Genomic DNA, 22,557 nt, shown 5'->3' with positions numbered 1-22,557 from the left:
TCAGTTCAGCCCGTAGATGACGCAGGCGCTGTCGGTCAGTGTCCTCAACGGCGGCTGAAGCGCCAGTCGCGCCGCCTGGATGTCCGCCTCGCTGGGGCCTGCCCCGCCGGACGCCGGCGCGGGCGGCGGCGGGGGCGCGGCGAATTCCATCTTCGCCTGGACCCGCGATCCCGTCACCACCACCTCGTCCAGCGTCGTCTCCTGACCGCCGCCCGCGGCATAGGAGGGCCAGCCCGCCAACACGTCGGTCTGACAGACCCGGCCTGACGGGTCGATGATCTTGACCCGGCCCAGGGTCGCGCCCGCATTGGCGGCGGCCGCCTCGGCGCGGCGGCGGGCGTCCTTCATCGCCTCGGCCTGCAGATTGGCCTTCCAGCTGTTCTCCGGCTCAAGGTTGAAGTTCACCTGTCCGATCGACGTCGGGCGCGCGGCCACGATGGTCGCATAGACCCGCTCGATCAGGGCCACGTCGCGCACCGTCACATTGACGGCCGCGTCGGCCTGATAGCGGGCCACCCGGTCGGCGCGCACATTGTCGCGCATCACCCCGTCCGCGTCGCGATACTGGTCATAGATGGGTCGTGTGGTGACGCTGGTCTCGACCCGCACCTTGTCCGCGCCATAGGCCGACAGCGACTGGCTGAGCGCCCGCACCTGATCGGCGGCGGCGCGCGAAGCCTCGGTCACGCTGCGATCCACCGACTGGAAGCTGGCCGAGACGAAGGCGCGGTTGGCCTGGATCTCGACCCGCACCTGACCGATCGAGGCGATCACCGGATCGCGCATCCACCAGGGCGCGGGAATATAGCGGTCGCCGATGGTCGCGGGCGGCGTCTGGGCCAGAACGGGTGTCGCCGCGGCGGCCAGCAGCAGGGCGAAAACAAGCGAACGGCGCATGGAAATCCTCCGGTTGGGCCACGAGCTTCGCAAGCCTGATCCGTGTCGTAAAGCGAGGTTCTTGCGACAGCCGCGCCACGGGTCTAGACCGCCCGCACGATTTATCCTTTCGCACACGCAAAAAACGGAGACATCCATGGCTCGCGCGAAGATCGCCCTTATCGGCGCCGGCATGATCGGCGGCACCCTGGCCCACGTGGCCGCTCGCGAAGCCCTGGGCGACGTGATCCTGTTCGACATCGCCGAAGGCACGCCGCAGGGTAAAGCCCTGGACATCGCCGAGGCTTCGGCCGTCTTCGGCCAGGACGTGGCCCTGAAGGGCGCCAACGACTACGCCGACATCGCGGGCGCCGACGTCTGCATCGTCACCGCCGGCGTGCCGCGCAAGCCGGGCATGAGCCGCGACGACCTGATCGGCATCAATCTGAAAGTCATGAAGTCCGTCGGCGAGGGCATCAAGGCCCACGCCCCCAACGCCTTCGTCATCTGCATCACCAACCCGCTCGACGCCATGGTCTGGGCCCTGCAGAAGTTCTCGGGTCTGCCCAAGGAGAAGGTCGTCGGCATGGCCGGCGTGCTGGACTCGGCCCGCTTCGCCTATTTCCTGGCTGAAAAGACCGGCGTCTCGGTTCAGGACATCCACGCCTGGACCCTGGGCGGTCACGGCGACGACATGGTGCCGATGGTGCGTCACTCGACCGTCGGCGGCCTGCCCCTGCCCGACGCCGTCGCCGCAGGCCTGCTGAGCCAAGCCGATCTGGACGCCATCGTCGACCGCACCCGCAAGGGCGGCGGCGAGATCGTGGCCCTGCTGAAGACCGGCTCGGCCTTCTACGCCCCGGCCGAATCCGCCATCGCCATGGCCAAGTCCTATCTGCTGGACCAGAAGCGCGTCCTGCCCTGCGCCGTCTGGCTGTCGGGCGAATACGGCCTGTCGGACCTCTACGTCGGCGTCCCCGCCCTGATCGGCGCCAACGGCGTCGAAAAGGTGGTCGAGTTCACCACCAACGACGAAGAAAAGGCGATGTTCGAAAAGTCCGTCGCCTCGGTCCAGGGCCTGCTGCAAGCCTGTAAGGACATCGATTCCTCGCTGGCTTGATAGCCGGCGAAGGGCGCTATCGCGCGGCTCGCGGAGCCGCGCTGCTTGAGCGCTTTTGGGATACGGAAAGGGCCTGCGGAGCGATCCGCAGGCCCTTTTTTTCTCCCTTCTCCCATTGGGAGAAGGTGGCCCGCAGGGCCGGATGAGGGTCCGGCGGCGGGCGAAAACGCACGCGCGCGACCCTCACCCTTTCGCACGAGAACGACGGCTGTCGCCGCCGTGTGCTCAAGCCCTCTCCCAACGGGAGAGGGGGCCTCAATCCCGGACGTGGGCCAGCCAGTCCTTGCTCTGCATCTCGTTGAAGCGGGACACGGTGCGTTCGAACTCGAACGCCCCCACACCTTCGGTATAGAGGGCCTCGGGCCTGGCCGCCGCCAGCACGATCAGCTTGGTCTTGGCCTCGTACAGGGCGTCCACCAGCGTCACCAGACGCCGCGCCTCATGGTGGTTGGCCGAACTCAGGATCGGCACATCCTCCAGGAACAGGGTGTGGAACCGCTGGGCGATGGCCAGATAGTCCTGCGGCCCCAGCGGCCGGGCGCACAGTTCATTGAAGGTCGCCCGCGCCATCGACCCCACGGTCCGCTCCACCACCACATCGCGGCCCAGCACAGCCAGATGCGCGGGTTCTTCCGGCTCGCCGCCCTTCAGTTCGCGCCACAGGTCTTCGAACCCTGTCCGATCCTCGGGCGTGTGCCACACCTGGGCCGAGGTCATCCGGTCCAGCCGCCAGTCGCGCGCCCCCGCCGTCTCCACCACCACGCAGCGTTCACGGATGATGTCGATGAAGGGCAGGAAAAGCTGGCGGTTGATGCCGTTCTTGTACAGGTCCTCCGGTGCGCGGTTCGAGGTGATGGCCAGCACCACCCGATCCTCGAACAGGGCCTCGAACAGCCGCCCCAGGATCATGGCGTCGGCGATGTCGGTCACCTGAAGCTCGTCGAAACACAACAGCCGGGCTTCCGAGGCGATCAGCTTGGCGATCGGCGGGATCGGGTCGTCGCCCTTATGCGTGCCGAACACCGCCTTGCGCGTCCTGGCGTCCCCCTCGCGCCACTGTTTCACCAGATCGTGGATGCGGGCCATGAAGGCGTGGAAGTGGGCCCGGGTCTTTCGCGGCTCGGGCGTCGCCGAATAGAACAGGTCCATCAGCATCGACTTGCCGCGTCCCGGCGGGCCGTACAGATAAATTCCGCGCACCTCGGGCGGCTTGCCGAACAGGCCGCGCCAGGCCAGGTCGGTCTCCAGCCGCTCCAGCGCGGCGATGACGCTTTCCTGCGCCGGATCGGGCGTCAGCACCCCCTCTTCCACGCGGATGTCGTAGGCGTTGCGGATGCGCGAGGTCATGGGAGGATCGCTTAACGCCCCATTCGCCGAAAAGCGATTGCTTCGCGCCTGCGAAAGCCTATTTGCACAACACACCATAAATCGCGCTCAAGCCGCTCGGCCCCTCTGGCCAAGCGCCAGCGCGTCCGAAGGACCAAGCATCATGGGTTATCGCGTCGCCATCGTCGGAGCCACGGGCAATGTGGGCCGCGAAATGCTGAACATCCTGGAGGAGCTGGAATTCCCCGTCGATGAAATCCATGCCATCGCCTCGCGCAAGTCCAAGGGTGTCGAGGTTTCGTTCGGCGACAAGACCATCAAATGCCAGGACATCGAACAGTTCGACTTCTCCACCGTCGACATCGTCCTGATGTCCGCCGGCGGCGCGGTGTCCAAGGAATGGTCGGAGAAGATCGGCAAGGCCGGTCCCATCGTCATCGACAACTCCTCGGCCTTCCGCAAGGACGCCGACGTGCCGCTGATCGTGCCCGAGGTGAACCCCGACGCCATCAAGGACGCGACGAAAAAGAACATCATCGCCAACCCCAACTGCTCGACCATCCAGCTGGTCACGGCGCTGAAGCCCCTGCATGACGCGGCGAAGATCAAGCGGGTTGTCGTCTCGACCTATCAGTCGGTGTCCGGCGCCGGAAAGGAAGGCATGGACGAGCTGTGGAACCAGACCAAGGCCATCTACGGCCTGGGCGACGCGCGTCCCAAGAAGTTCCCCAAACAGATCGCCTTCAACGTCATCCCCTACATCGGCGCCTTCCTTGAGGACGGCTCGACCGATGAAGAGCAGAAGATGTCGGACGAGACGCACAAGATGCTGGACCCGGACATCAAGGTTTCGGTCACCTGCGTCCGCGTGCCGGTCTTCGTCGGCCACTCCGAGGCCGTGAACATCCAGTTCGACCGCCCCATCGCCCCCGACGAGGCCCGCGCCATCCTGCGCGAGGCGCCGGGCGTTCTGGTCATCGATAAGCAGGAGCACGACGGCTATATCACCCCCGTCGATGCGGCGGGCGAACACGCCGTCTATGTGTCGCGCATCCGCAAGGACCCGACCGTCGAGAACGGCCTGAACCTGTGGGTCGTCTCCGACAACCTGCGCAAGGGCGCCGCCCTGAACGCGGTCCAGATCGCCCAGCTGCTGGACGAGACCGGCGTCATCAAATCTTCGTCCGGCTATCGTTCGATCACGGTCTGACTTTTCCTGTCGTCATCCTCCGGCAAGCCGCGCCTGCGCGGCGCTGACCGGGGGACCCAGCGGCGCGCGACAGCGCGAACCTGTCGCGGGTGCGCCGGTCGACCATCATGCGCCGGAGAGATTTCGCCTTCGGCGCCGCTGGGTCCCCCGGTCTCGCTGCGCTCGCCGGAGGATGACGAAAGAAACGACGACAAGGGACATTCGCCCATGACCTCCGCCACCCCCAGCGATCCCCGCGCGGTCGGCACGGCCGTCGCCTGCTACACCCTGTGGGGCCTCCTGCCGCTGTTGTTCATGGCGATGGCGGCGCATGGGTTCGGCGCCCCCGAGATCCTGGCGCACCGGGCCGTCTGGTCGGTCTTCGTGGCCGGTCTGTTCCTGCTGCTGGCCGGCCAGTGGGGCGAGGCGCGCACGGTTCTGGCCACGCCGCGCACCCTTGCCTGGCTGGCTCTGTCGGCCCTGCTGATCGGCGCCAACTGGAGCCTCTACGTCTTCGCCACCACCCATCATGCGACGCTGGAAGCCAGCCTGGGCTATTACATCAATCCGCTGCTGAACATGGCGGCGGGGGCGGTGCTGTTCCGCGAGAAGATCGACCGCTGGAGCGCCGCCGCCATCGGCATGGCCGCCATCGGCGTGGTCATCCAGACCGTCGCCCTGGGCCATGTGCCGATCATCGGCCTGACCCTGGCCGTCACCTTCTGCGCCTATGCGGTGATCCGAAAGCGGGTTCCGGCCTCGGCCCAGACCGGTCTGTTCGTCGAATGTCTGGTGCTGCTGCCCATCGGCGCGGTCTTCCTGATCTGGTTGACAACGCACGGCCAGGCGGTGGGCTTTTCGTCGCCGTCCGGTCTGGCCTGGGCGCTGGTGAATGGGCCGGCGACGGTGATCCCGCTGGTCCTGTTCGCCTGGTCGGCGCGGCGGCTGCCCCTGTCGACGGTGGGCTTCATCCAGTTCCTGGCCCCGACGCTTCAGTTCGCCTGCGGCGTCCTGACCGGCGAGGCTTTGACCCCGCTGCGCATCGTCTCCTTCGTCTTCATCTGGACCGGCGCGGCCGTCTTCGCCCTGGGCGCCCTCAGCCGTTCACGCGCCGCCCGTCGCGCCGTCGTCCTGAGCGAAACGGTCTGATCGTCACAGGGCCGCGTACAGCGCCTCCAGCAACCGCCGGGGCCGAGGGTCGCCGATCAGGTGCGGCGACTGGCGCGTCATCACATAGGCGGCCGACAGACGGCGCGACGGATCGGCCATGGCCATCGACCCGCCCCAGCCGTAGTGGCCGAACGCCTCATCGGGCCCGAACACCTTCAGCCCGTCGTTGCGCATCAACCCCGCCGCCCAGCTGATCGTATAGGGCAGCACCTTGTCCGGCCCGTGGATGCGTTCGCGCGTCAACTGCTCCAGCGTGCCCGCCGACAGCACCGAACGGCCGTCGAGCGCGCCGCCATTGGCGACCACGCCCAGCATCCGCGCCAGCCCCAGGGCCGTGCCGTGCAGGTTGGCCGAAGGGATCTCCATCCTGCGCCACTCCGCCGAGCCGCGCCCGCCCGGCGCCGAGCCGCGATCCAGGAAGGCCGCCTGTTTGATCGGATCGATGGTCCCCAGACTGGGCGCCGCCGTCGGTTTCCTCATCTGGGCCACGCGTCCGTGTTCGCTGTCGGGCAGGCCGATCCACAGGTCCAGATCAGCGAAGTCCTGGCGCAGGGCCTGCCCCATCGTCCGCCCGGTCGCCCGGCGATAGACTTCGTTGGCCAGATAGCCGACCGTGATCGGGTGATAGCCGGACGCCGTTCCCGGCGCCCACATCGGCGCCTGGGCCGCCAGCCGCTCCAGCACGGCGGGGATGTCGAACCAGATCGACGGGTCCACCGCCTCGGAAAAGCCCGGCAGGCCCGACTGATGGCTCAACAGCTGGGCCACCGTCACATCCTGTTTGCCCGCCGCCCCGAACGCGGGCCACAGCGAGGCGACCGTCTGGTCATAATCGATCTGCCCCGCCTCGACCGCCGTGGCCATCAGGATGGCCATCACCGCCTTGCCGGTCGAAAAGACCGAGGTCAGGGTCGTGTCGGTGAACGGCGTCGTCCTGGCCGTATCGGCATGGCCCGCCCACAGATCGACGACGGCCTCGCCCTCGACCAGCACGCTGAACCGCGCCGCCTGTTCGTTCAGCCCCTCTGGCGCCTCGGTGAAGTTGGCGGCGAACGCCTCGCGCACGGCCTCGAAGCCGGGCGCGCAGAGGCCGTGAATGTCGATCGGATCGGTCATGGGCTGGTCTTAGCCTCCTGCGGCCGATCTGTCAGCCGGCCCTGCCTAGTCCAGCAGGCCCCGCGTAGAGGTCTCGCCGGGCGTGAGGTTCAGGATCAGCTCCAGCCGCGCGCCCTCCGCCGGCGCCCCCTCCACTGTCGCAGTGGGACGGTGGGCCGTCAGGGTCATGCCGTGCCCGCGATAGCGTTGCGCCGTCATCTCCGGCAGCGTGATCGGCGCGCCGTCCTTGCGCCACCCCTCGCTCTCCAGACGCGCTAGCGCCGTCTGCGCCGCATCCGCATAGCCATAGACCTGCACCTGACAGGCCGGATCGTGGAAGGTCACGAAGGCGGCCATGCCATGCCCATTGCTGGGCGGATCGGCGATGACCGCGGTAAAGCCCATCGTGCTGTACGACGCCGCCTCGCGCATTTCCGGCAGAGGGATCATCTGCACCGGCGCCCCGCGACCATAGCCGGCGTCGAAGGCGGCCTGACGCAGCCCTTCCAGCGAATAGGGCTGGTCGCCCAGGAACCAGCCGCAGAACCTGTCGACACCGTTCAATATGGCGGCGACCGGCTCCACTGGCGCGGGCGGCGCAGGACGCGCCGGGGCCTCGGTTGGCGCGGTCCCCGAGGCCTGGGTCGCGATCATCTGCGCCGCGACAACCTGGGCTTCGGCCCTGGCCCGCGCGATCCGCGCCTCCGAGATCGCGCTGGACGGGCATGACGCGGGAATATGAATGACCTGACCGGCGCCGCCCAGACGCATCGGCGGCTGATAGATCGCCATGGCCGGGCGGCACCCGTTGGCGTCCAGGTTCGGCTCGGCCATGGCCGCGCAGCCAGCCGTCGCGCCCAGCGGCGCCAGCATCGCAAACAGGGTCGGGACGCGCTTCATGACCGCCTGGACAAGAATTGGAAACGGCCCCGACGCGATCACGCCGGAGCCGTTTCCGTCAACTGAATGCGCGTTCGACAATCAGCCCGCGACGACCTCGGTCGCCTGTTCGGCCAGGATGGTCAGGCCTTCGCCGTTGACGTCGGCGAAGCCGCCGTGGACGTCGTACTGGGTCTTGGCCCCGCCGTTATAGACGGTGACCAGGCCCTCGCGCAGGGCGGTCATGAAGGGCGCATGGTCCGGCAGCACGCCGAAGTCGCCCTCGACGCCCGGCGCATCCACCTGGTCCACGAGGCCCGAAAAGACCTCGCGTTCCGGCGAGACGAGGGAGAAGTTCAGTTTGCCAGCCATCAGTCCGATGTTCCGATTTGATAGGAGGCGATGGAAACCGGGTAAGCGGCGCCCGCGCCCCATATCGCCAAATAGATTACGCCCTCGCCGACGGCTCTTTTAAACAGGACGCCCTTGCCGTTGACGTCGTTCGACTCGCTATCGAACGTCCAGGTCGATTCCGCGCGGGTTCTGGTTATGAACCTGTCGCCGGTTTCCGGCCCGTTCATATCCATGATGTTGCAAGTCTCACCGCCCGGCGCGGCCGGTCGCACCACCATGATACGTACAGGGTCCAAGGGCGTCCCTGATCGCGTATAGGTGTGCGACACTTCGTCTGTGTTGATGGTGGACGCCGCGCCCTTGAAACCTCTTTCAAGGAAGAAGCCAGCCTCTGCCGAGACCGGCACCATGCGCCCGTCCGCCATGAAGGCGTCGCAGGCTCCCGCCATCGCCTCGAAATCTCCGCTCTCTTCGGCCGTCGCCGAAACCGGCGTGGCCAAAGCGAAGAGACACAGGCCGACGAGAGCCTTTCTCATGATCAGGCTTCCGCCGCCATCTTCTCGGCCTTGGCGACGGCCTCTTCGATGGCGCCGACCATGTAGAAGGCCGATTCCGGCAGGTGGTCGTACTCACCGGCGACGATGCCCTTGAACGAGCGGATCGTGTCGGCCAGCTCGACGAACTTGCCGGGCGAGTTGGTGAACTGTTCGGCCACGAAGAAGGGTTGCGACAGGAAGCGCTGGATCTTGCGGGCGCGCGACACGACCAGCTTGTCCTCTTCCGACAGCTCGTCCATGCCCAGGATGGCGATGATGTCCTTCAGGCCCTTGTACTGCTGCAGCACTTCCTGGACCGAGCGGGCGACCTGATAGTGTTCCTCGCCGATGACCAGCGGGTCCATGATCCGCGAGGTCGAGTCCAGCGGATCGACGGCGGGGAAGATGGCCTGGGCGGCGATGTCACGCGACAGCATGGTCGTTGCGTCCAGGTGGGCGAAGGAGGCGGCGGGCGCCGGGTCGGTGGGGTCATCGGCCGGGACGTAGATGGCCTGGACCGAGGTGATCGAGCCCTTCTTGGTCGAGGTGATGCGCTCTTGCAGATTGCCCATCTCGGTGGCCAGCGTCGGCTGATAGCCCACGGCGGACGGGATGCGGCCCAAGAGAGCCGACACTTCCGAACCGGCTTGCGTAAAGCGGAAGATGTTGTCGACGAACAGCAGGACGTCCTTGCCTTCCTCGTCGCGGAAATACTCGGCCTGGGCCAGGCCGGTCAGGGCGACGCGGGCGCGGGCGCCGGGCGGTTCGTTCATCTGGCCGTAAACCAGGGCGCACTTGGAGCCTTCGGTCGAGCCGTCGTTCTTGGTCGGGTCCACGTTCACGTTGGACTCGATCATCTCGTGATACAGGTCGTTGCCTTCGCGGGTGCGCTCGCCCACGCCGGCCAGGACCGAATAACCGCCGTACGCCTTGGCGATGTTGTTGATCAGTTCCTGCATGGTGACGGTCTTGCCGACGCCGGCGCCGCCGAACAGGCCGATCTTGCCGCCCTTGGTATAGGGGCAGATCAGGTCGATCACCTTGATGCCCGTGACCAGGATTTCCGACGAGGTGGTCTGTTCCTCGAAGCTCGGCGCCTCGCGGTGGATCGGACGATATTCCGTGGTCTGGATCGGACCGGCTTCGTCGATCGGCTGACCGACGACGTTCATGATGCGGCCCAGCACGCCCGGTCCGACCGGGGTCTGGATCGAGGAGCCGGTGTCGGTCACGGGCTGGCCGCGCGTCAGGCCCTCGGTCGTGTCCATCGCGATGGTGCGGACCACGTTCTCACCCAGGTGCTGGGCGACTTCCAGAACCAGGGTGAAGGGCTCGCCCGTCTTCTGGTCGATGTTCTGGGTGTGCAGGGCGTTCAGGATCGCCGGCAGATGGCCGTCGAACTCAACGTCGACGACGGCGCCGATGACCTGGGCGATGCGGCCGCCGGCGGCGGCGTTGACGGGCGCGGCGTCCGGTGCGGCCTTCTTGGCGGCGGGCTTGCGGGCGGCGGGCTTCTTGGGGGCGACGGTGTCGGTCATGGCTGGGGTCCGTGTCGGAATGTCTGTGCGGTCGGGATCAGAGGGCTTCGGCGCCGGCGATGATCTCGATCAGCTCGGTGGTGATCTGGGCTTGGCGCTTGCGGTTGTATTGCAGCGTCAGGGCGTTGATGAGGTCGCCGGCGTTGCGCGTGGCGTTGTCCATCGCCGCCATCTGCGAGCCGAAGAAGCCCGCCTGGTTCTCGTACAGAGCGGCCAGGATCTGGGTCGTCAGATTGCGCGGCAGCAGGGTCTCGAGGATTTCCTCTTCCGAGGGCTCGTATTCATAGACCGCGCCGTTCAGGTCGATCGGCTGCGCATCCCCCTCCACCACGGCCGGGATCAGCTGTTTGCCGGTCGGGACCTGCTGGATCACCGACTTGAACTGGCTGTAGAACAGAGTGACCACGTCGGCCTGGCCGTCCTCGAACGCCGTGGCGATCATTTCGGCGACCGGCTGGGCCGAGGGCAGGCCAATGGTCTTATGCTCGGACAGTTCGAAGGTGTGGATCACCTTGTCGCCATACAGACGCGTCAGCTGGTCGCGCGACTTCTTGCCGACGGCGATGATCTTCACGTCCTTGCCGTGGGCGATCAGGCTGTTGATCCGTTCCCGCGCGGCGCGGATGACGTTGGTCGAGAAACCGCCCGCCAGACCCTTGTCCGCCGTGGCCACCACGATCAGGTGACGCTGGTCGCCTCCCGTGCCGGCCAGCAGGCGCGGCGCATCGGCGCCGGACACGCCGGCGGCCAGATTGGCGATGACCGAGGCCATCTTCTGCGCATAGGGACGGGCGCTTTCGGCCTGATCCTGAGCGCGTTTCAGCTTGGCCGCGGCGACCATCTGCATGGCTTTCGTGATCTTCTGCGTGGCTTTCACGCTTCCGATCCGATTGCGCATTTCCTTTAGGCTGGCCATCCGGCTTTACTCTCTCAGCTTTCCGGAGGGGCTCAGGCGAAGGTCTTCACGAAGGCGGCCAGGATGTCCTTCAGCTCGGCTTCCAGCTCGGGCGTCAGGTCCTTCTTGGCGCGGATGCCTTCAAGCAGGCCGGCGTGGTTCGCATGGATGCGGGCCAGCAGCTCCCGTTCGAAGCGGCCGACGTCGCCCACCGCGATGCCGTCGATATAGCCGCGCGTGCCGGCGTAGACCGAGACGACCTGCTCTTCCATCGCCAGCGGCGAGTACTGCGGCTGCTTCAGCAGCTCGGTCAGGCGGGCGCCGCGGGCCAGCAGCTTCTGGGTCGAGGCGTCCAGGTCCGAGCCGAACTTGGCGAAGGCCGCCATTTCGCGATACTGGGCCAGCTCGCCCTTGATGGTGCCGGCGACCTTCTTCATCGCCTTGGTCTGGGCCGACGAGCCGACGCGCGACACCGAGATGCCGACGTTCACGGCCGGACGGATGCCCTGATAGAACAGGTCCGATTCCAGGAAGATCTGGCCGTCGGTGATCGAGATCACGTTCGTCGGAATATAGGCCGAGACGTCGTTGGCCTGGGTCTCGATGATCGGCAGGGCGGTCATGGAACCCGAGCCATAGTCTTCGTTCAGCTTGGCCGAACGTTCCAGCAGGCGGCTGTGCAGATAGAAGACGTCGCCCGGATAGGCTTCGCGGCCGGGCGGACGGCGCAGCAGCAGCGACATCTGGCGATACGCAACAGCTTGCTTGGACAGGTCGTCATAGACGATCAGGGCGTGCATGCCGTTGTCGCGGAAGAACTCGCCCATGGCGGTGCCGGCGAACGGGGCCAGGAACTGCAGCGGGGCCGGCTCCGACGCCGTGGCGGCGACGACGATGGTGTATTCCAGCGCGCCGGACTCTTCGAGGGTCTTGACGATCTGGGCCACGGTCGAGCGCTTCTGACCGACGGCGACGTAGATGCAGTAGAGCTTGGCGCTCTCGTTATCGGTCTTGTTGACGTTCTTCTGGTTCAGGATGGTGTCGACGGCGACGGCCGTCTTGCCGACCTGGCGGTCGCCGATGATCAGCTCGCGCTGGCCGCGGCCGACGGGGATCAGGGTGTCGATGGCCTTCAGGCCGGTCTGCATCGGCTCGTGCACCGACTTGCGCGGGATGATGCCAGGGGCCTTGACGTCGACGCGGCGGCGCTCGGTGAACTGGATCGGGCCCTTGCCGTCGATCGGCTCGCCCAGCGGGTTGACGACGCGGCCCAAGAGGCCCTTGCCGACCGGCACGTCCACGATCTCGCCCAGGCGGCGCACGTCGTCGCCCTCGGCGATGGCGGCGTCGGCGCCGAAGATCACGGCGCCCACATTGTCGCGCTCCAGGTTCAGGGCCATGCCCTTCACGCCGGCCTTGGTGAACTCGACCATTTCACCGGCCTGGACATTGTCCAGACCGTGGATGCGGGCGATGCCGTCGCCGACGGACAGCACGCTGCCGACGTCGGAAACATCGGCTTCGACGCCGAAGTTGGCGATCTGCGACTTGAGGATGGCCGAGATTTCAGCGGCGCGGATGTCCATGGGATCTCTCTGTCTAGGTCTTCGTCGGGGCGAGCCGGTCGGGCGCGCTGCAGTCTTTGGGGCTCAGAACGCTCAGGCGCGCTTGAGGGCGAATTTCATCTGGTCGAGCTTGGTCTTCAGCGAGGCGTCGAACAGTTTCGACCCCACCTTGACCTTCAGGCCGCCCAGGATCGACGGATCGACCCGCGTGGTCAGCTCCGGCGCCTTGCCCAGGCTGGCGTTCAGGGCGGTCTTGATCGCGGCCAGCTGTTTGGCGTCCAGCGGCTGGGCGGACACCACCTCGGCGGCGACGATCCCGGCGTGTTTGGCGTACAGGCGTTCGAAACCGGCGATCACGGCGCCCAGGTCCCTGGCGCGGCCGTTCTGGGCCAGCAGACCCAGGAAGTTAACGGTGTTCTTCTCGAACCTGGCCTGGGTGGCGACGGCGACCAGGCCCTTGACCTGATCGTCGGCCGAAATGACGGGGGACGTCGCCAGGCGGCGCAGGTCGGCGCTCTCGCTCCAGGCGGTCTTCAGCGAGACGACGTCGGCCCGAACGGCGTCCAGACGGCCGGTTTCCAGCGCCAGGTCAAACAGCGCCTGTGCATAGCGATCACCGACTTCCGTCGTTCTGAAATCATCAGCCACTGATTAGGGTCCGAGGTCGTTGTGTCAGGGTCGCGACCGAATGCGAAGGTTCACAACGGTCAAAAACTTGAAATGCTTAGGGAAAGCACGACAGAGGCCGTATCCGTGAACACGCCCCCTTCAAGCCGGGCGCCTGATAGCACGGGGTTTCACCGCTCGCAACATTCCGTGAAGGCGCGTCGATGCCGCAGGGGGCGCAAACAGCCGCGCACGTCTCATTCCCGCCGCGATGGCTGGGGGTGCGACCATGACGCCGCACCCGGCCGCTTGATCGGAACCGGCGTCGGCCCTAGCGATTTCCGCTCAAGATTTCATCCCCTTCAGGACCCCCGATGCTCGACAGCATAACCCCGCTTTTCTCCGATCCGGCCGCCTGGGCCGCATTGGTGACCCTCATCGTGATGGAGGTGGTGCTGGGGATCGACAACCTGATCTTCATCTCCATCCTGTCGAACAAACTGCCCGAGCATCAGCGCTCCAGGGTGCGGCGCATCGGGATCGGCCTGGCCCTGGTCATGCGCCTGGCCCTGCTGTCGATCATCGCCTGGCTGGTCGGTCTGGTTCAGCCGGTCTTCACCGTCATGGGCAACGAATTCTCCTGGAAAGACCTGATCCTGATCGCGGGCGGCCTGTTCCTGGTCTGGAAGGCGACAAAGGAGATCCACCACACGGTCGATCCCACGCCGACGCCCGACGTCCTGGACAAGAAGGACGTGATGATCACCAACGCCGGCGCCGCAATCGTCCAGATCATCATTCTGGACATCGTCTTCTCGATCGATTCCATCCTGACCGCCGTAGGCATGACCGAACACCTGCCGATCATGGTGGTCGCCGTGCTGGTCGCCGTGACCGTCATGCTGCTGGCCGCCGACCCCCTGGCGAACTTCATCAACAAGAACCCCAGCGTGGTCATGCTGGCGCTCGGCTTCCTTCTGATGATCGGCATGGTCTTGATCGCCGACGGCTTCGGCTATCATGTGCCCAAGGGCTACATCTATGCGGCCATGGCCTTCTCGGCCGGTGTGGAGGCGTTGAACATGCTGGGTCGCAGGTCCGCGTCCAAGAAGGAAAAGGCCGAACTGGCCCGCAGCGAGGCCAACGCCGCCGAGGCCCGCGCCCGGAAGGCCGAGGCCGAAGCCGCCGCCGAGCGGGGCTGAGGATCATGGTGCGTGCGTCGTCCCGCCCGGCCGGCCTTTTCGCGGGTCTGCTGCTGACGGCGGGCGGTCTGTTCGGCCCAGTCCTGTCAGGCCCCGCCTCCGCAGAGGTTCCGGTCCAGCCCTATGAGGTCGTGCGCGCCTATCCGCACGACCGCACGGCCTTTACCGAGGGCCTCTTCTTCCACGACGGCGCCCTCTATGAAAGCACCGGCCTCTATCCCTCCTTCATCCGCAAGGTGGACCTGGAGACCGGCGCGGTTCAGCGCCAGCGCGACCTGCCGACGATCTATTTCGGCGAGGGCATGACCACGCTGAACGGCAAGCTCTACAGCCTGACCTGGCGCAACCACATCGGCTTCATCTGGAAGCTGGACGACTTCTCGCCGCTGGGCGGCTTCTCCTATCCGGGCGAGGGCTGGGCCCTGGCCACCGACGGGCGGCGCCTGATCATGAGCGACGGCACCGACCAGCTGCGCTTCCTCGACCCCGAGACCCTGGCCGAGACCGGCCGCGTTTCCGTCACCGCCGACGGCAAGCCTCTGGAACAGATCAACGAACTGGAATGGATCGACGGCGAGGTCTTCGCCAACATCTGGCAGGACAGCCGCATCGCCCGCATCGATCCCGAGACGGGGGTGGTCAAGGCCTTCATCGACCTGACCGCCCTGGTCCCCAAGGACGCGGGTCTCGATCCCAACGACGACGTCGCCAACGGCATCGCCTGGGACGCGGCGGGCAAGCGCCTGTTCGTCACCGGCAAACGTTGGCCGCAGCTGTTCGAGATCAGGCTGCGCTGATCGCCGCCGCGTGCTCGGCGCCGAAGAGACGCAGATAGGAATCGAGTTCGGCGTTCCGCAGACCCAGCGATTCCAGCACGGCGCCCATGAAGCTGACCGGGGCCGCGCCGGCGGCGGTCACGATCCGGTCGGCCAGGACGGCCTGCGGCTGGTCGCGATAGTGGACGGCGCCGGCATAGCCCGTGACCGACAGACTGTCCGGCACATTGGCCGTATGGGCCACATGGTCCAGCAGGCCGGCCCGCGCCAGGGCGAGGGTTCCGTCGCAGATGCCGCCCACCGTCTTTCCGGCGGCGTTCGCCTGACGCAGCAGATCGGACACGTCCGGCGCATCCGGCGAACGCCAGATGGATCCGCCGTTGACCAGGATCGCGTCCACCTCCTCGATTTCGATGTCCTCGATCGAAAGATGGGGAACGACCAGCAGCCCCCCGGCGGACACCACCTCCTCGCCGTCGGGCGAGGCGAACAGGGTGTCGATCCCATAGTGGCTGCGGGCGGCGGCCATGATCAACGCCGTTTCCCAGTCCGCATAATCGGGCGTCAGAAGCGTTACGATTGCAGTCACGGCGGCCTCCCTTGGATCTCGCTTCACTCTAGCGAAGCCGCATGACAGTTCGCCCATCAGGAAGGGGCGGACGCCCTGCGACGTCCGCCCCGCCTTGCCGCCCCGCCTTGCCGCCATGTCAGGGCCGGATCAGCCCCGCAGGTCGAACCGGTCCAGCTCCATCACCTTGGTCCAGGCCGCCACGAAGTCCGCGACGAACTTTCCTTGCGCGTCCGACCCGGCATAGACCTCCGCCAGCGAGCGCAGCACGGCGTTGGAGCCAAACACCAGATCGACCCGCGTACCGGTCCATTTGGCTTCGCCCGTCCGCCGGTCGCGGCCTTCGAACACATCCTTGGCGTCCGAGGTCGCGGCCCACTTCACGTCCATGTCCAGCAGATTGACGAAGACGTCGTTGGACAGCACGCCCGGCCGTTCGGTCAGCACGCCGTGCGTCGCGCCGCCCGCATTGATGTTGATGGCGCGCAGGCCGCCGATCAGCACCGTCATCTCCGGCGCCGTCAGGGTCAGGCGCTGGGCCTGGTCGATCAGCAGGGCCTCGGCCGGCACGCTGAAGCGCGCCTTCTGATAGTTCCGGAACCCGTCGGCGACCGGCTCCAGATAGCCGAAGGATTCGACGTCCGTCTGGGCGGCGCTGGCGTCCGTCCGACCGGGGTTGAACGGCGCCTCGACCGTATGTCCGCCCGCCTTGGCCGCCTGTTCGACGCCTAGATTGCCGGCCAGCACGATCAGGTCGGCCAGGGACACGGCCTTGCCGTCCGTCTGGTCCTGGTTGAAGGCGAACCGCACCCGCTCCAGCGTCTTCAGCACCCGCTCAAGCCGTTCGGGCTGGTTGACGGCCCAGTCCTTCTGCGGGGCCAGACGGAGGCGCGCGCCGTTCGCCCCGCCGCGCTTGTCCCCGCCCCGGAAGGTCGAGGCCGAGGCCCAGGCGGTCGCGACCAGTTCGGCCGGGCTCAGGTCCGTCGCGGCGATCCGCGCCTTCAGATCGGCCGCGTCCGCCGCATCGATCAACGGATGATCCACGGCCGGGACCGGGTCCTGCCAGGTCAGCACCTCACGGGGGATTTCCGGCCCCATATAGCGCGAACGCGGCCCCAGGTCGCGGTGCGTCAGCTTGAACCAGGCGCGCGCGAAGGCTTCGGCGAAGGCCTGCGGATTGTGCAGGAAGCGGCGCGAAATCTTCTCGTATTCCGGGTCGAACCGCAGCGACAGATCGGTCGTCAGCATGGTCGGCCGCTTCTTCCTGGACGGATCGTGGGCGTCGGGAATGATGTCGCCGGCATCCTTGGCCACCCACTGGTGCGCGCCCGCCGGCGACTTCTCCAGCTCCCATTCGAAGCCGAACAGGTTCTCGAAGAAGAAGTTGCTCCACTGGGCCGGGGTCTGGGTCCAGGTGACTTCCAGCCCGCTGGTGATGGCGTCGCCCGCCTTGCCCGAACCGAAGCTGGACGCCCAGCCCAGGCCTTGCGCCTCCAGCCCGTCGGCCTCCGGCTCGGGGCCGACATGATCGGCCGGGCCTGCGCCGTGGGTCTTGCCGAAAGTATGGCCGCCCGCGATCAGGGCCACCGTCTCCTCGTCGTCCATGGCCATCCGCTTGAAGGTGTCGCGGATGTCGTGCGCGGCCGCCAGCGGATCGGGATTGCCGTCCGGGCCTTCCGGGTTGACGTAGATCAGCCCCATCTGCACCGCCGCCAGCGGGTTCTCCAGATCGCGCGAATGCTCATGGCCGTCCGCGTCGTCGTCCGACACCAGCACGGCCTCGTCGGCCGGTTTGTCCACCCCGTGCGAGCCGTGGGCGTAGCGCTGGTCGCCGCCCAGCCAGGTGCTTTCGCGCCCCCAATAGACGTCCTGATCCGGCTCCCAGACATCCTCGCGCCCGCCTGCGAACCCGAAGGTGCGGAAGCCCATCGTCTCCAGCGCCACATTGCCGGTCAGGATCAGCAGGTCGGCCCAGGAAATGGCCTGGCCGTATTTCTGCTTGATCGGCCACAGCAGGCGGCGCGACTTGTCGATATTGACGTTGTCGGGCCAGGAGTTCAGCGGCGCGAACCGCTGCTGGCCCCGGCCGCCGCCGCCTCGCCCGTCGCCGACGCGATAGGTGCCGGCGCTGTGCCAGGCCATGCGGACGAACTGGGGCCCATAGTGACCGAAGTCGGCCGGCCACCAGTCCTGGGACTCGGTCATCAGCTTGCGCAGGTCCGCCTTCAGCGCCTCGTAATCCAGCGTCTTGAACGCCTCGGCGTAGCTGAAGCCCTGGCCCAGCGGGTCGGAGCGGTTCGAATGCTGGTTCAGCAGATCGGTGCGCAGTTGGCCCGGCCACCAGTCGCGGTTCTGCGTCCCGCCGCCCGCGACCGGCTCGCTCTTTCGGCCGGAGAAGGGGCATTTGGCTTCGGTGGTCATGATCGTCTCTCCCGGATGGGGATGGCGGCGCGGCGCGCGGCATTGCCCCTGGTGGTCACAGGGACATTTGCCGTCAGACCGACCGATAGATCAAATCGATTGTCTTTGATTTTCTCATAGGCTGACCCTATATCTCAGTCATGCTCCCCACTCTGCGACAGCTCCAGTATCTCAAGCTCCTGGCCGAACACGGCAGTTTCTCGCGCGCCGCCGAGGCCGCCCACGTCAGCCAGCCCGCCCTCAGCGCCGGGGTGCAGGAGTTGGAGCGCATCCTGGGCGCCCCGGTCGTGGAACGCACGCGCGGCGCCGTCATCATGACCGCCGTGGGCGCCGAGGCCGTGCGCCGGGCCGAGGATGTGCTGGCCCGCACTGAGGACCTGGTCGAGGCGGCCAAGAACGCCGGCCGCCTGCTGTCCGGCCGGTTCCGGCTGGGCGTCATTCCGACCGTCGCCCCCTTCCTGCTGCCCGCCAAACTGCCGTCGGTGAAGGCCGCCTATCCCAGCCTGAAGCTGTTCATCCGCGAGGACCTGACCCCCCGGCTGATCGCGGCGCTGAAGGCGGGTCAGATCGACGCCGCCGTCATCGCCCTGCCCTATGAGGCGCACGGCATCGAACACGCCCGCATCGGCGACGACGAGATCATGGCCGCCGCCCCCCACGACCACGCCCTGGCCGCCCCCGGCCCCATCCGTCCGGGCGCCTTGAAGGCGCAGGATCTGATCCTGCTGGAAGACGGCCATTGCCTGCGCGACCATGCGCTGGCGGCGCTGGACATCGAGGCGCCGCGCGGCGACGACGTCTTCGCCGCCACCAGTCTGCACACCCTGGTCCAAATGGTCGGCTCTGGGCTGGGCGTCTCATTCCTGCCCAGGATGGCGGTTCAGGCCGGTCTGGCCGACAATCCGTCCGTCGCCATCCGCGCCTTCGAGAACCAGGCCGATGGCGCGCCGCCCCACCGCGAGATCGTCGTCGCCTGGCGATCCGGCTCCAGCCGCGCCGCCGAAGCCCGACTGCTGGCCGAGGCCCTGAAATTGAACTAACAACTCACAGGGGAACACACTCGATGGAACAACCTGTGCGTGCTAGACCGCATCAGTTTCGTTTCGGGACAGGCGGGCATGGACAGAAAGCGGTTCGAAACCCTTGCGGCTGAATGGCTGGTGCGTTCTTTCGACGAGCCTTCACCCATGATGCAGGAAGCGTGCGTGCATATGGCGAGCATGTGCGACGCCATGGCTGAATTCTCGGAACGGCTGAACAGGCTCTCTGTTCCCGACGCATCCGACAGCGCCCTGATGCCGCCCCCGCAGTCCGGGCCGGATACGCATTCACCCAAGAGCCTCTCGACTCCTGGGTGAACACAGGCGCTCAGGGGCGCCGGACGGCTTGCGCGATTACTCGGCGGCGATCGGCGCTTCCGTTTCCGGGCCGCGCGCCAGGTTGCGCAGGACGTAGGGCATGACGCCGCCGGCCAGCAGATAGTCCAGCTCGGTCTGGTTATCGATGCGGCAACGGACCGGGAAGCGGGCCATCTTGCCGTCCGACGGGCGGAACAGCTCGACCCACAGGTCCTGACGCGGCTTCAGCTTGCCGATGTTGGCGTCCGACAGGCCGCGGATCGTGACGATCTCTTCGCCCGTCAGGCCCAGCTTCAGCCAGCCGTCCTGCTTGAACTGCAGCGGCACCACGCCCATGCCGACCAGGTTCGAACGGTGGATGCGCTCGAAGCTTTCGGCGATGACGGCGCGCACGCCCAGCAGACGCGTGCCCTTGGCCGCCCAGTCGCGCGACGAGCCGGTGCCGTATTCTTTGCCCGCGAAGACGACCAGCGGACGGCCTTCCGACTGATACCGCATGGCGGCGTCATAGATCGACATGGTGTCGCCCGACGGGAAGTGCTTGGTCACGCCGCCTTCGATTTCCGGCGTGATGCGGTTCTTGATGCGGATGTTGGCGAAGGTGCCGCGCATCATGACTTCATGGTTGCCGCGGCGGGCGCCATAGCTGTTGAACTCGGCCGCCTCGACGCCGTGGTTGGTCAGATAGACGCCGGCGGGCGAGGTCTTCTTGATCGAACCGGCCGGGGAAATGTGGTCGGTGGTGATCGAGTCGCCGAAGATGGCCAGGACGCGCGCCTCGACCACGTCCTGAACCGGGGTCAGGTCCATCGACAGGCCTTCGAAATAGGGCGGGTTGGCGACATAGGTCGACTTGTCGTCCCACTCATAGGTCTGGCCGCCGGTGACCTTGATCGCCTGCCAGTGCTTGTCGCCCTTGAACACGTCCTTGTAGCGTTTGGCGAACATGGCCGGGGTGACCGACTTCTTCTGGATGTCGGCGATCTCTTGCGAGGTCGGCCAGACGTCCTTCAGGAAGATGTCATTGCCCTTCTTGTCCTGGCCAATCGGGTCCTTGGTGATGTCGATGCGCATCGAACCGGCGATGGCGTAGGCCACGACCAGCGGCGGCGAGGCCAGATAGTTGGCCTGGACGTCCGGGTTCACGCGACCTTCGAAGTTGCGGTTGCCCGACAGGACGCTGGTCGCGACCAGGGCGTTGTCGTTGATCGCCTTGGAGATGGCGGGATCGAGCGGGCCCGAGTTGCCGATGCAGGTGGTGCAGCCATAGCCGACCAGGTTGAAGCCCAAGGCGTCCAGGTCCTTTTGCAGGCCCGCGTCGGTCAGATAGTCGGTGACGACCTGCGATCCCGGCGCCAGCGAGGTCTTGACCCACGGCTTGGCCTTCAGGCCCAGGGCATGGGCCTTGCGCGCCACCAGACCGGCGGCGATCAGCACCGACGGGTTGGAGGTGTTGGTGCACGAGGTGATGGCCGCGATGACCACGTCGCCGTCGCCGACGGTGAAGGTCTCACCCTCGACCTCGGCGCGCGGGGCGTCGGTCGGGCGGTTGAAGACTTCGGTCAGGGCGGTTTCAAAGGCCGGGGCGGCGGTGGTCAGTTCGACGCGGTCCTGCGGACGCTTGGGACCGGCCAGCGACGGCACCACGGTCGAGATGTCCAGTTCCAGCACGTCGGTGAAGACCGGATCTTCCGAGGTTTCGTCGATCCACAGGCCTTGCGCCTTGGCATAGGCTTCGACCAGGGCGACGCGCGCCTTGTCGCGGCCCGTGGCGGTCAGATAGCCGATGGTGGCGGCCGAGACGGGGAAGAAGCCGCAGGTGGCGCCATATTCCGGGGCCATGTTGGCGATGGTCGCCTGATCTTCGATGGTCATGTTCGGCAGGGCGTCGCCGAAGAATTCGACAAACTTGCCGACCACGCCCTTCTTGCGCAGCATCTGGGTGACGGTCAGCACCAGGTCGGTGGCGGTGGCGCCTTCCGGCAGACGGCCGGTCAGCTTGAAGCCGATGACCTCGGGGATCAGCATCGGGATCGGCTGGCCCAGCATGGCCGCCTCTGCCTCGATGCCGCCGACGCCCCAGCCCAGGACGGCCAGGCCGTTGATCATGGTGGTGTGGCTGTCGGTGCCGACGACGGTGTCGGGATAGGCGACGGTCTTCTTGCCTTCGTCCAGCGTCCAGACGGTCTGGGCCAGGTTCTCCAGGTTCACCTGGTGGCAGATGCCGGTGCCGGGGGGCACGACGCGGAAGTTGTTGAAGGCCGACGAGCCCCAGCGCAGGAAGTTGTAGCGCTCGATGTTGCGCTCATATTCACGCTCGACGTTCTGGCCGAAGGCTTTGGGCGTGCCGAAGTTGTCGACCATGACCGAGTGGTCGATGACCAGATCGACCGGCACCAGCGGGTTGATCTTGGCGGCGTCGGCGCCCAGGGCCGACATGGCGTCGCGCATGGCGGCCAGATCGACCACGGCGGGAACGCCGGTGAAGTCCTGCATCAGGACGCGGGCCGGGCGGAAGGCGATCTCGTGCTCGACCGCGCCCTTGTTCTCGACCCAGGCGGCGACGGCCTTCAGGTCGTCCTCGGTGACGGAAACCCCGTCCTCGTTGCGAAGCAGGTTCTCCAGCAACACCTTCATGGAGCGCGGCAGGCGGGAAATCCCGGCAAGCCCTGCTTCCTCGGCGGCGGGAAGGCTGTAATAGGCGTATTTCTTACGCCCGACGGAAAGGTCCTGGCGGGTCTTGAAGCTGTCGATCGACGGCATGGAGAGTTCCTCTGGTCAGCGCCGCCCGACAATCCGGTTGCGCCTTCGCGCGACAGACGCAGCGGCTCACAGGGCCCCTGCGCGCGCGGCGAAAGCCTGCTGCGGCGACCGTGCCTATAGCCCCGCCGGATCGCAGCGTCCATGTGTCCACACCCTCGACAAGGACATTGAGAAGGGTTCGCAAAATTCGCCCCACATCTCTCCCTCCCCGCATCGGGGAGGGGGGTCGCGCAGCGACCGGGCGGGGGCGGCCCGGCAGGGACGCACGGCCTGATGCAAGGCGGATCGGTGATGGGGCGCAGCGCCACCCCCACCCGACC

At 66.8% G+C, this 22,557-nt stretch carries 20 protein-coding genes; 7 read left to right on the top strand and 13 right to left on the bottom strand.

Annotated features, from left to right (window positions below; all coding sequences use genetic code 11):
- Positions 1 to 897 carry an SIMPL domain-containing protein gene (locus P0Y50_05255; protein WEK41017.1) on the bottom strand — a complete coding sequence of 299 codons (897 nt, stop codon included), beginning with the start codon at positions 895 to 897 and terminating at the stop codon, positions 1 to 3.
- 136 nt (positions 898 to 1,033) lie between these two features.
- Between P0Y50_05255 and mdh the strand changes: the two genes are divergently transcribed.
- Entirely contained in the window at positions 1,034 to 1,996 is a 963-nt protein-coding gene (mdh, locus tag P0Y50_05250) for a malate dehydrogenase (GenBank protein ID WEK41016.1), read from the top strand.
- A gap of 255 nt (positions 1,997 to 2,251) precedes the next feature.
- On the opposite strand, the gene zapE is transcribed toward mdh, so the two are convergent.
- Positions 2,252 to 3,343 carry a cell division protein ZapE gene (gene zapE, locus P0Y50_05245; protein WEK41015.1) on the bottom strand — a complete coding sequence of 364 codons (1,092 nt, stop codon included), beginning with the start codon at positions 3,341 to 3,343 and terminating at the stop codon, positions 2,252 to 2,254.
- A gap of 142 nt (positions 3,344 to 3,485) precedes the next feature.
- On the opposite strand from zapE, the gene P0Y50_05240 reads away from it, so the two are divergent.
- Positions 3,486 to 4,532 carry an aspartate-semialdehyde dehydrogenase gene (locus P0Y50_05240; protein WEK41014.1) on the top strand — a complete coding sequence of 349 codons (1,047 nt, stop codon included), beginning with the start codon at positions 3,486 to 3,488 and terminating at the stop codon, positions 4,530 to 4,532.
- A 207-nt stretch (positions 4,533 to 4,739) separates the two neighbouring features.
- Complete coding sequence (gene rarD, locus P0Y50_05235; GenBank protein ID WEK41013.1) at positions 4,740 to 5,660, top strand: EamA family transporter RarD; 921 nt, start codon at positions 4,740 to 4,742, stop codon at positions 5,658 to 5,660.
- Positions 5,661 to 5,663: 3 nt separating this feature from the next.
- Here rarD and P0Y50_05230 read toward each other — a convergent pair whose 3' ends face one another.
- The 8 genes from P0Y50_05230 to P0Y50_05195 all read right to left on the bottom strand — a co-directional run bounded on the left by P0Y50_05230 (position 5,664) and on the right by P0Y50_05195 (position 13,191).
- Entirely contained in the window at positions 5,664 to 6,797 is a 1,134-nt protein-coding gene (locus P0Y50_05230; protein WEK41012.1) for a serine hydrolase, read from the bottom strand.
- A 45-nt stretch (positions 6,798 to 6,842) separates the two neighbouring features.
- Positions 6,843 to 7,676, bottom strand: coding sequence for a hypothetical protein (locus P0Y50_05225; GenBank protein ID WEK41011.1), 834 nt, complete (start codon positions 7,674 to 7,676; stop codon positions 6,843 to 6,845).
- Between the two features lie 81 nt (positions 7,677 to 7,757).
- Complete coding sequence (locus P0Y50_05220) at positions 7,758 to 8,027, bottom strand: ATP synthase F1 subunit epsilon (protein WEK41010.1); 270 nt, start codon at positions 8,025 to 8,027, stop codon at positions 7,758 to 7,760.
- The gene (locus P0Y50_05215; GenBank protein WEK41009.1) at positions 8,027 to 8,545 is read right to left on the bottom strand and encodes a hypothetical protein; all 519 of its coding nucleotides are present in this window, start codon (positions 8,543 to 8,545) and stop codon (positions 8,027 to 8,029) included. Before P0Y50_05215 ends, P0Y50_05220 begins: the two co-directional genes overlap by 1 nt.
- 2 nt (positions 8,546 to 8,547) lie before the next feature.
- A complete protein-coding gene (gene atpD, locus P0Y50_05210) occupies positions 8,548 to 10,104 on the bottom strand; it encodes a F0F1 ATP synthase subunit beta (protein ID WEK41529.1) in 1,557 nt (518 codons plus the stop codon).
- Between the two features lie 16 nt (positions 10,105 to 10,120).
- Positions 10,121 to 10,999, bottom strand: coding sequence for a F0F1 ATP synthase subunit gamma (locus tag P0Y50_05205; GenBank protein ID WEK41008.1), 879 nt, complete (start codon positions 10,997 to 10,999; stop codon positions 10,121 to 10,123).
- Positions 11,000 to 11,031: 32 nt separating this feature from the next.
- A complete protein-coding gene (gene atpA / locus P0Y50_05200; GenBank protein WEK41007.1) occupies positions 11,032 to 12,564 on the bottom strand; it encodes a F0F1 ATP synthase subunit alpha in 1,533 nt (510 codons plus the stop codon).
- Positions 12,565 to 12,636: 72 nt separating this feature from the next.
- Entirely contained in the window at positions 12,637 to 13,191 is a 555-nt protein-coding gene (locus P0Y50_05195) for a F0F1 ATP synthase subunit delta (GenBank protein WEK41006.1), read from the bottom strand.
- Between the two features lie 332 nt (positions 13,192 to 13,523).
- On the opposite strand from P0Y50_05195, the gene P0Y50_05190 reads away from it, so the two are divergent.
- Together P0Y50_05190 and P0Y50_05185 are read left to right on the top strand one after the other, a co-directional pair.
- The gene (locus tag P0Y50_05190; protein ID WEK41005.1) at positions 13,524 to 14,351 is read left to right on the top strand and encodes a TerC family protein; all 828 of its coding nucleotides are present in this window, start codon (positions 13,524 to 13,526) and stop codon (positions 14,349 to 14,351) included.
- A gap of 5 nt (positions 14,352 to 14,356) precedes the next feature.
- The gene (locus tag P0Y50_05185; GenBank protein ID WEK41004.1) at positions 14,357 to 15,148 is read left to right on the top strand and encodes a glutaminyl-peptide cyclotransferase; all 792 of its coding nucleotides are present in this window, start codon (positions 14,357 to 14,359) and stop codon (positions 15,146 to 15,148) included.
- Here P0Y50_05185 and P0Y50_05180 read toward each other — a convergent pair.
- Together P0Y50_05180 and katG are read right to left on the bottom strand one after the other, a co-directional pair.
- Positions 15,135 to 15,716 (bottom strand): DJ-1/PfpI family protein, encoded by a 582-nt coding sequence (locus tag P0Y50_05180; protein ID WEK41003.1) that lies wholly within the window; start codon positions 15,714 to 15,716, stop codon positions 15,135 to 15,137. The two genes, P0Y50_05185 and P0Y50_05180, sit on opposite strands and share 14 nt — an antisense overlap.
- Before the next feature lie 129 nt (positions 15,717 to 15,845).
- The gene (katG, locus tag P0Y50_05175; protein WEK41002.1) at positions 15,846 to 18,116 is read right to left on the bottom strand and encodes a catalase/peroxidase HPI; all 2,271 of its coding nucleotides are present in this window, start codon (positions 18,114 to 18,116) and stop codon (positions 15,846 to 15,848) included.
- 140 nt (positions 18,117 to 18,256) lie between these two features.
- On the opposite strand from katG, the gene P0Y50_05170 reads away from it, so the two are divergent.
- Positions 18,257 to 19,156 (top strand): hydrogen peroxide-inducible genes activator, encoded by a 900-nt coding sequence (locus tag P0Y50_05170; protein WEK41001.1) that lies wholly within the window; start codon positions 18,257 to 18,259, stop codon positions 19,154 to 19,156.
- Positions 19,157 to 19,195: 39 nt separating this feature from the next.
- The gene (locus tag P0Y50_05165) at positions 19,196 to 19,474 is read left to right on the top strand and encodes a hypothetical protein (GenBank protein WEK41000.1); all 279 of its coding nucleotides are present in this window, start codon (positions 19,196 to 19,198) and stop codon (positions 19,472 to 19,474) included.
- A 36-nt stretch (positions 19,475 to 19,510) separates the two neighbouring features.
- Here P0Y50_05165 and acnA read toward each other — a convergent pair whose 3' ends face one another.
- Entirely contained in the window at positions 19,511 to 22,237 is a 2,727-nt protein-coding gene (acnA, locus tag P0Y50_05160; GenBank protein ID WEK40999.1) for an aconitate hydratase AcnA, read from the bottom strand.
- Positions 22,238 to 22,557: the final 320 nt, after the last annotated feature.

Source organism: Candidatus Brevundimonas colombiensis (assembly GCA_029202665.1).
In the GTDB taxonomy this organism is placed as follows: domain Bacteria; phylum Pseudomonadota; class Alphaproteobacteria; order Caulobacterales; family Caulobacteraceae; genus Brevundimonas; species Brevundimonas colombiensis.
The sequence above is the reverse complement of the archived record's forward strand: the minus strand, read 5'-3'. Positions and strand labels throughout refer to the sequence as shown.

What these genes read in the sequence shown, in the direction of transcription:
- P0Y50_05255 (WEK41017.1), bottom strand. Translation starts at nt 897, where the DNA reads ATGCGCCGTTCGCTTGTTTTCGCCCTGCTGCTGGCCGCCGCGGCGACA.
- mdh (WEK41016.1), top strand. Translation starts at nt 1,034, where the DNA reads ATGGCTCGCGCGAAGATCGCCCTTATCGGCGCCGGCATGATCGGCGGC.
- zapE (WEK41015.1), bottom strand. Translation starts at nt 3,343, where the DNA reads ATGACCTCGCGCATCCGCAACGCCTACGACATCCGCGTGGAAGAGGGG.
- P0Y50_05240 (WEK41014.1), top strand. Translation starts at nt 3,486, where the DNA reads ATGGGTTATCGCGTCGCCATCGTCGGAGCCACGGGCAATGTGGGCCGC.
- rarD (WEK41013.1), top strand. Translation starts at nt 4,740, where the DNA reads ATGACCTCCGCCACCCCCAGCGATCCCCGCGCGGTCGGCACGGCCGTC.
- P0Y50_05230 (WEK41012.1), bottom strand. Translation starts at nt 6,797, where the DNA reads ATGACCGATCCGATCGACATTCACGGCCTCTGCGCGCCCGGCTTCGAG.
- P0Y50_05225 (WEK41011.1), bottom strand. Translation starts at nt 7,676, where the DNA reads ATGAAGCGCGTCCCGACCCTGTTTGCGATGCTGGCGCCGCTGGGCGCG.
- P0Y50_05220 (WEK41010.1), bottom strand. Translation starts at nt 8,027, where the DNA reads ATGGCTGGCAAACTGAACTTCTCCCTCGTCTCGCCGGAACGCGAGGTC.
- P0Y50_05215 (WEK41009.1), bottom strand. Translation starts at nt 8,545, where the DNA reads ATGAGAAAGGCTCTCGTCGGCCTGTGTCTCTTCGCTTTGGCCACGCCG.
- P0Y50_05205 (WEK41008.1), bottom strand. Translation starts at nt 10,999, where the DNA reads ATGGCCAGCCTAAAGGAAATGCGCAATCGGATCGGAAGCGTGAAAGCC.
- atpA (WEK41007.1), bottom strand. Translation starts at nt 12,564, where the DNA reads ATGGACATCCGCGCCGCTGAAATCTCGGCCATCCTCAAGTCGCAGATC.
- P0Y50_05190 (WEK41005.1), top strand. Translation starts at nt 13,524, where the DNA reads ATGCTCGACAGCATAACCCCGCTTTTCTCCGATCCGGCCGCCTGGGCC.
- P0Y50_05185 (WEK41004.1), top strand. Translation starts at nt 14,357, where the DNA reads ATGGTGCGTGCGTCGTCCCGCCCGGCCGGCCTTTTCGCGGGTCTGCTG.
- katG (WEK41002.1), bottom strand. Translation starts at nt 18,116, where the DNA reads ATGACCACCGAAGCCAAATGCCCCTTCTCCGGCCGAAAGAGCGAGCCG.
- P0Y50_05170 (WEK41001.1), top strand. Translation starts at nt 18,257, where the DNA reads ATGCTCCCCACTCTGCGACAGCTCCAGTATCTCAAGCTCCTGGCCGAA.
- acnA (WEK40999.1), bottom strand. Translation starts at nt 22,237, where the DNA reads ATGCCGTCGATCGACAGCTTCAAGACCCGCCAGGACCTTTCCGTCGGG.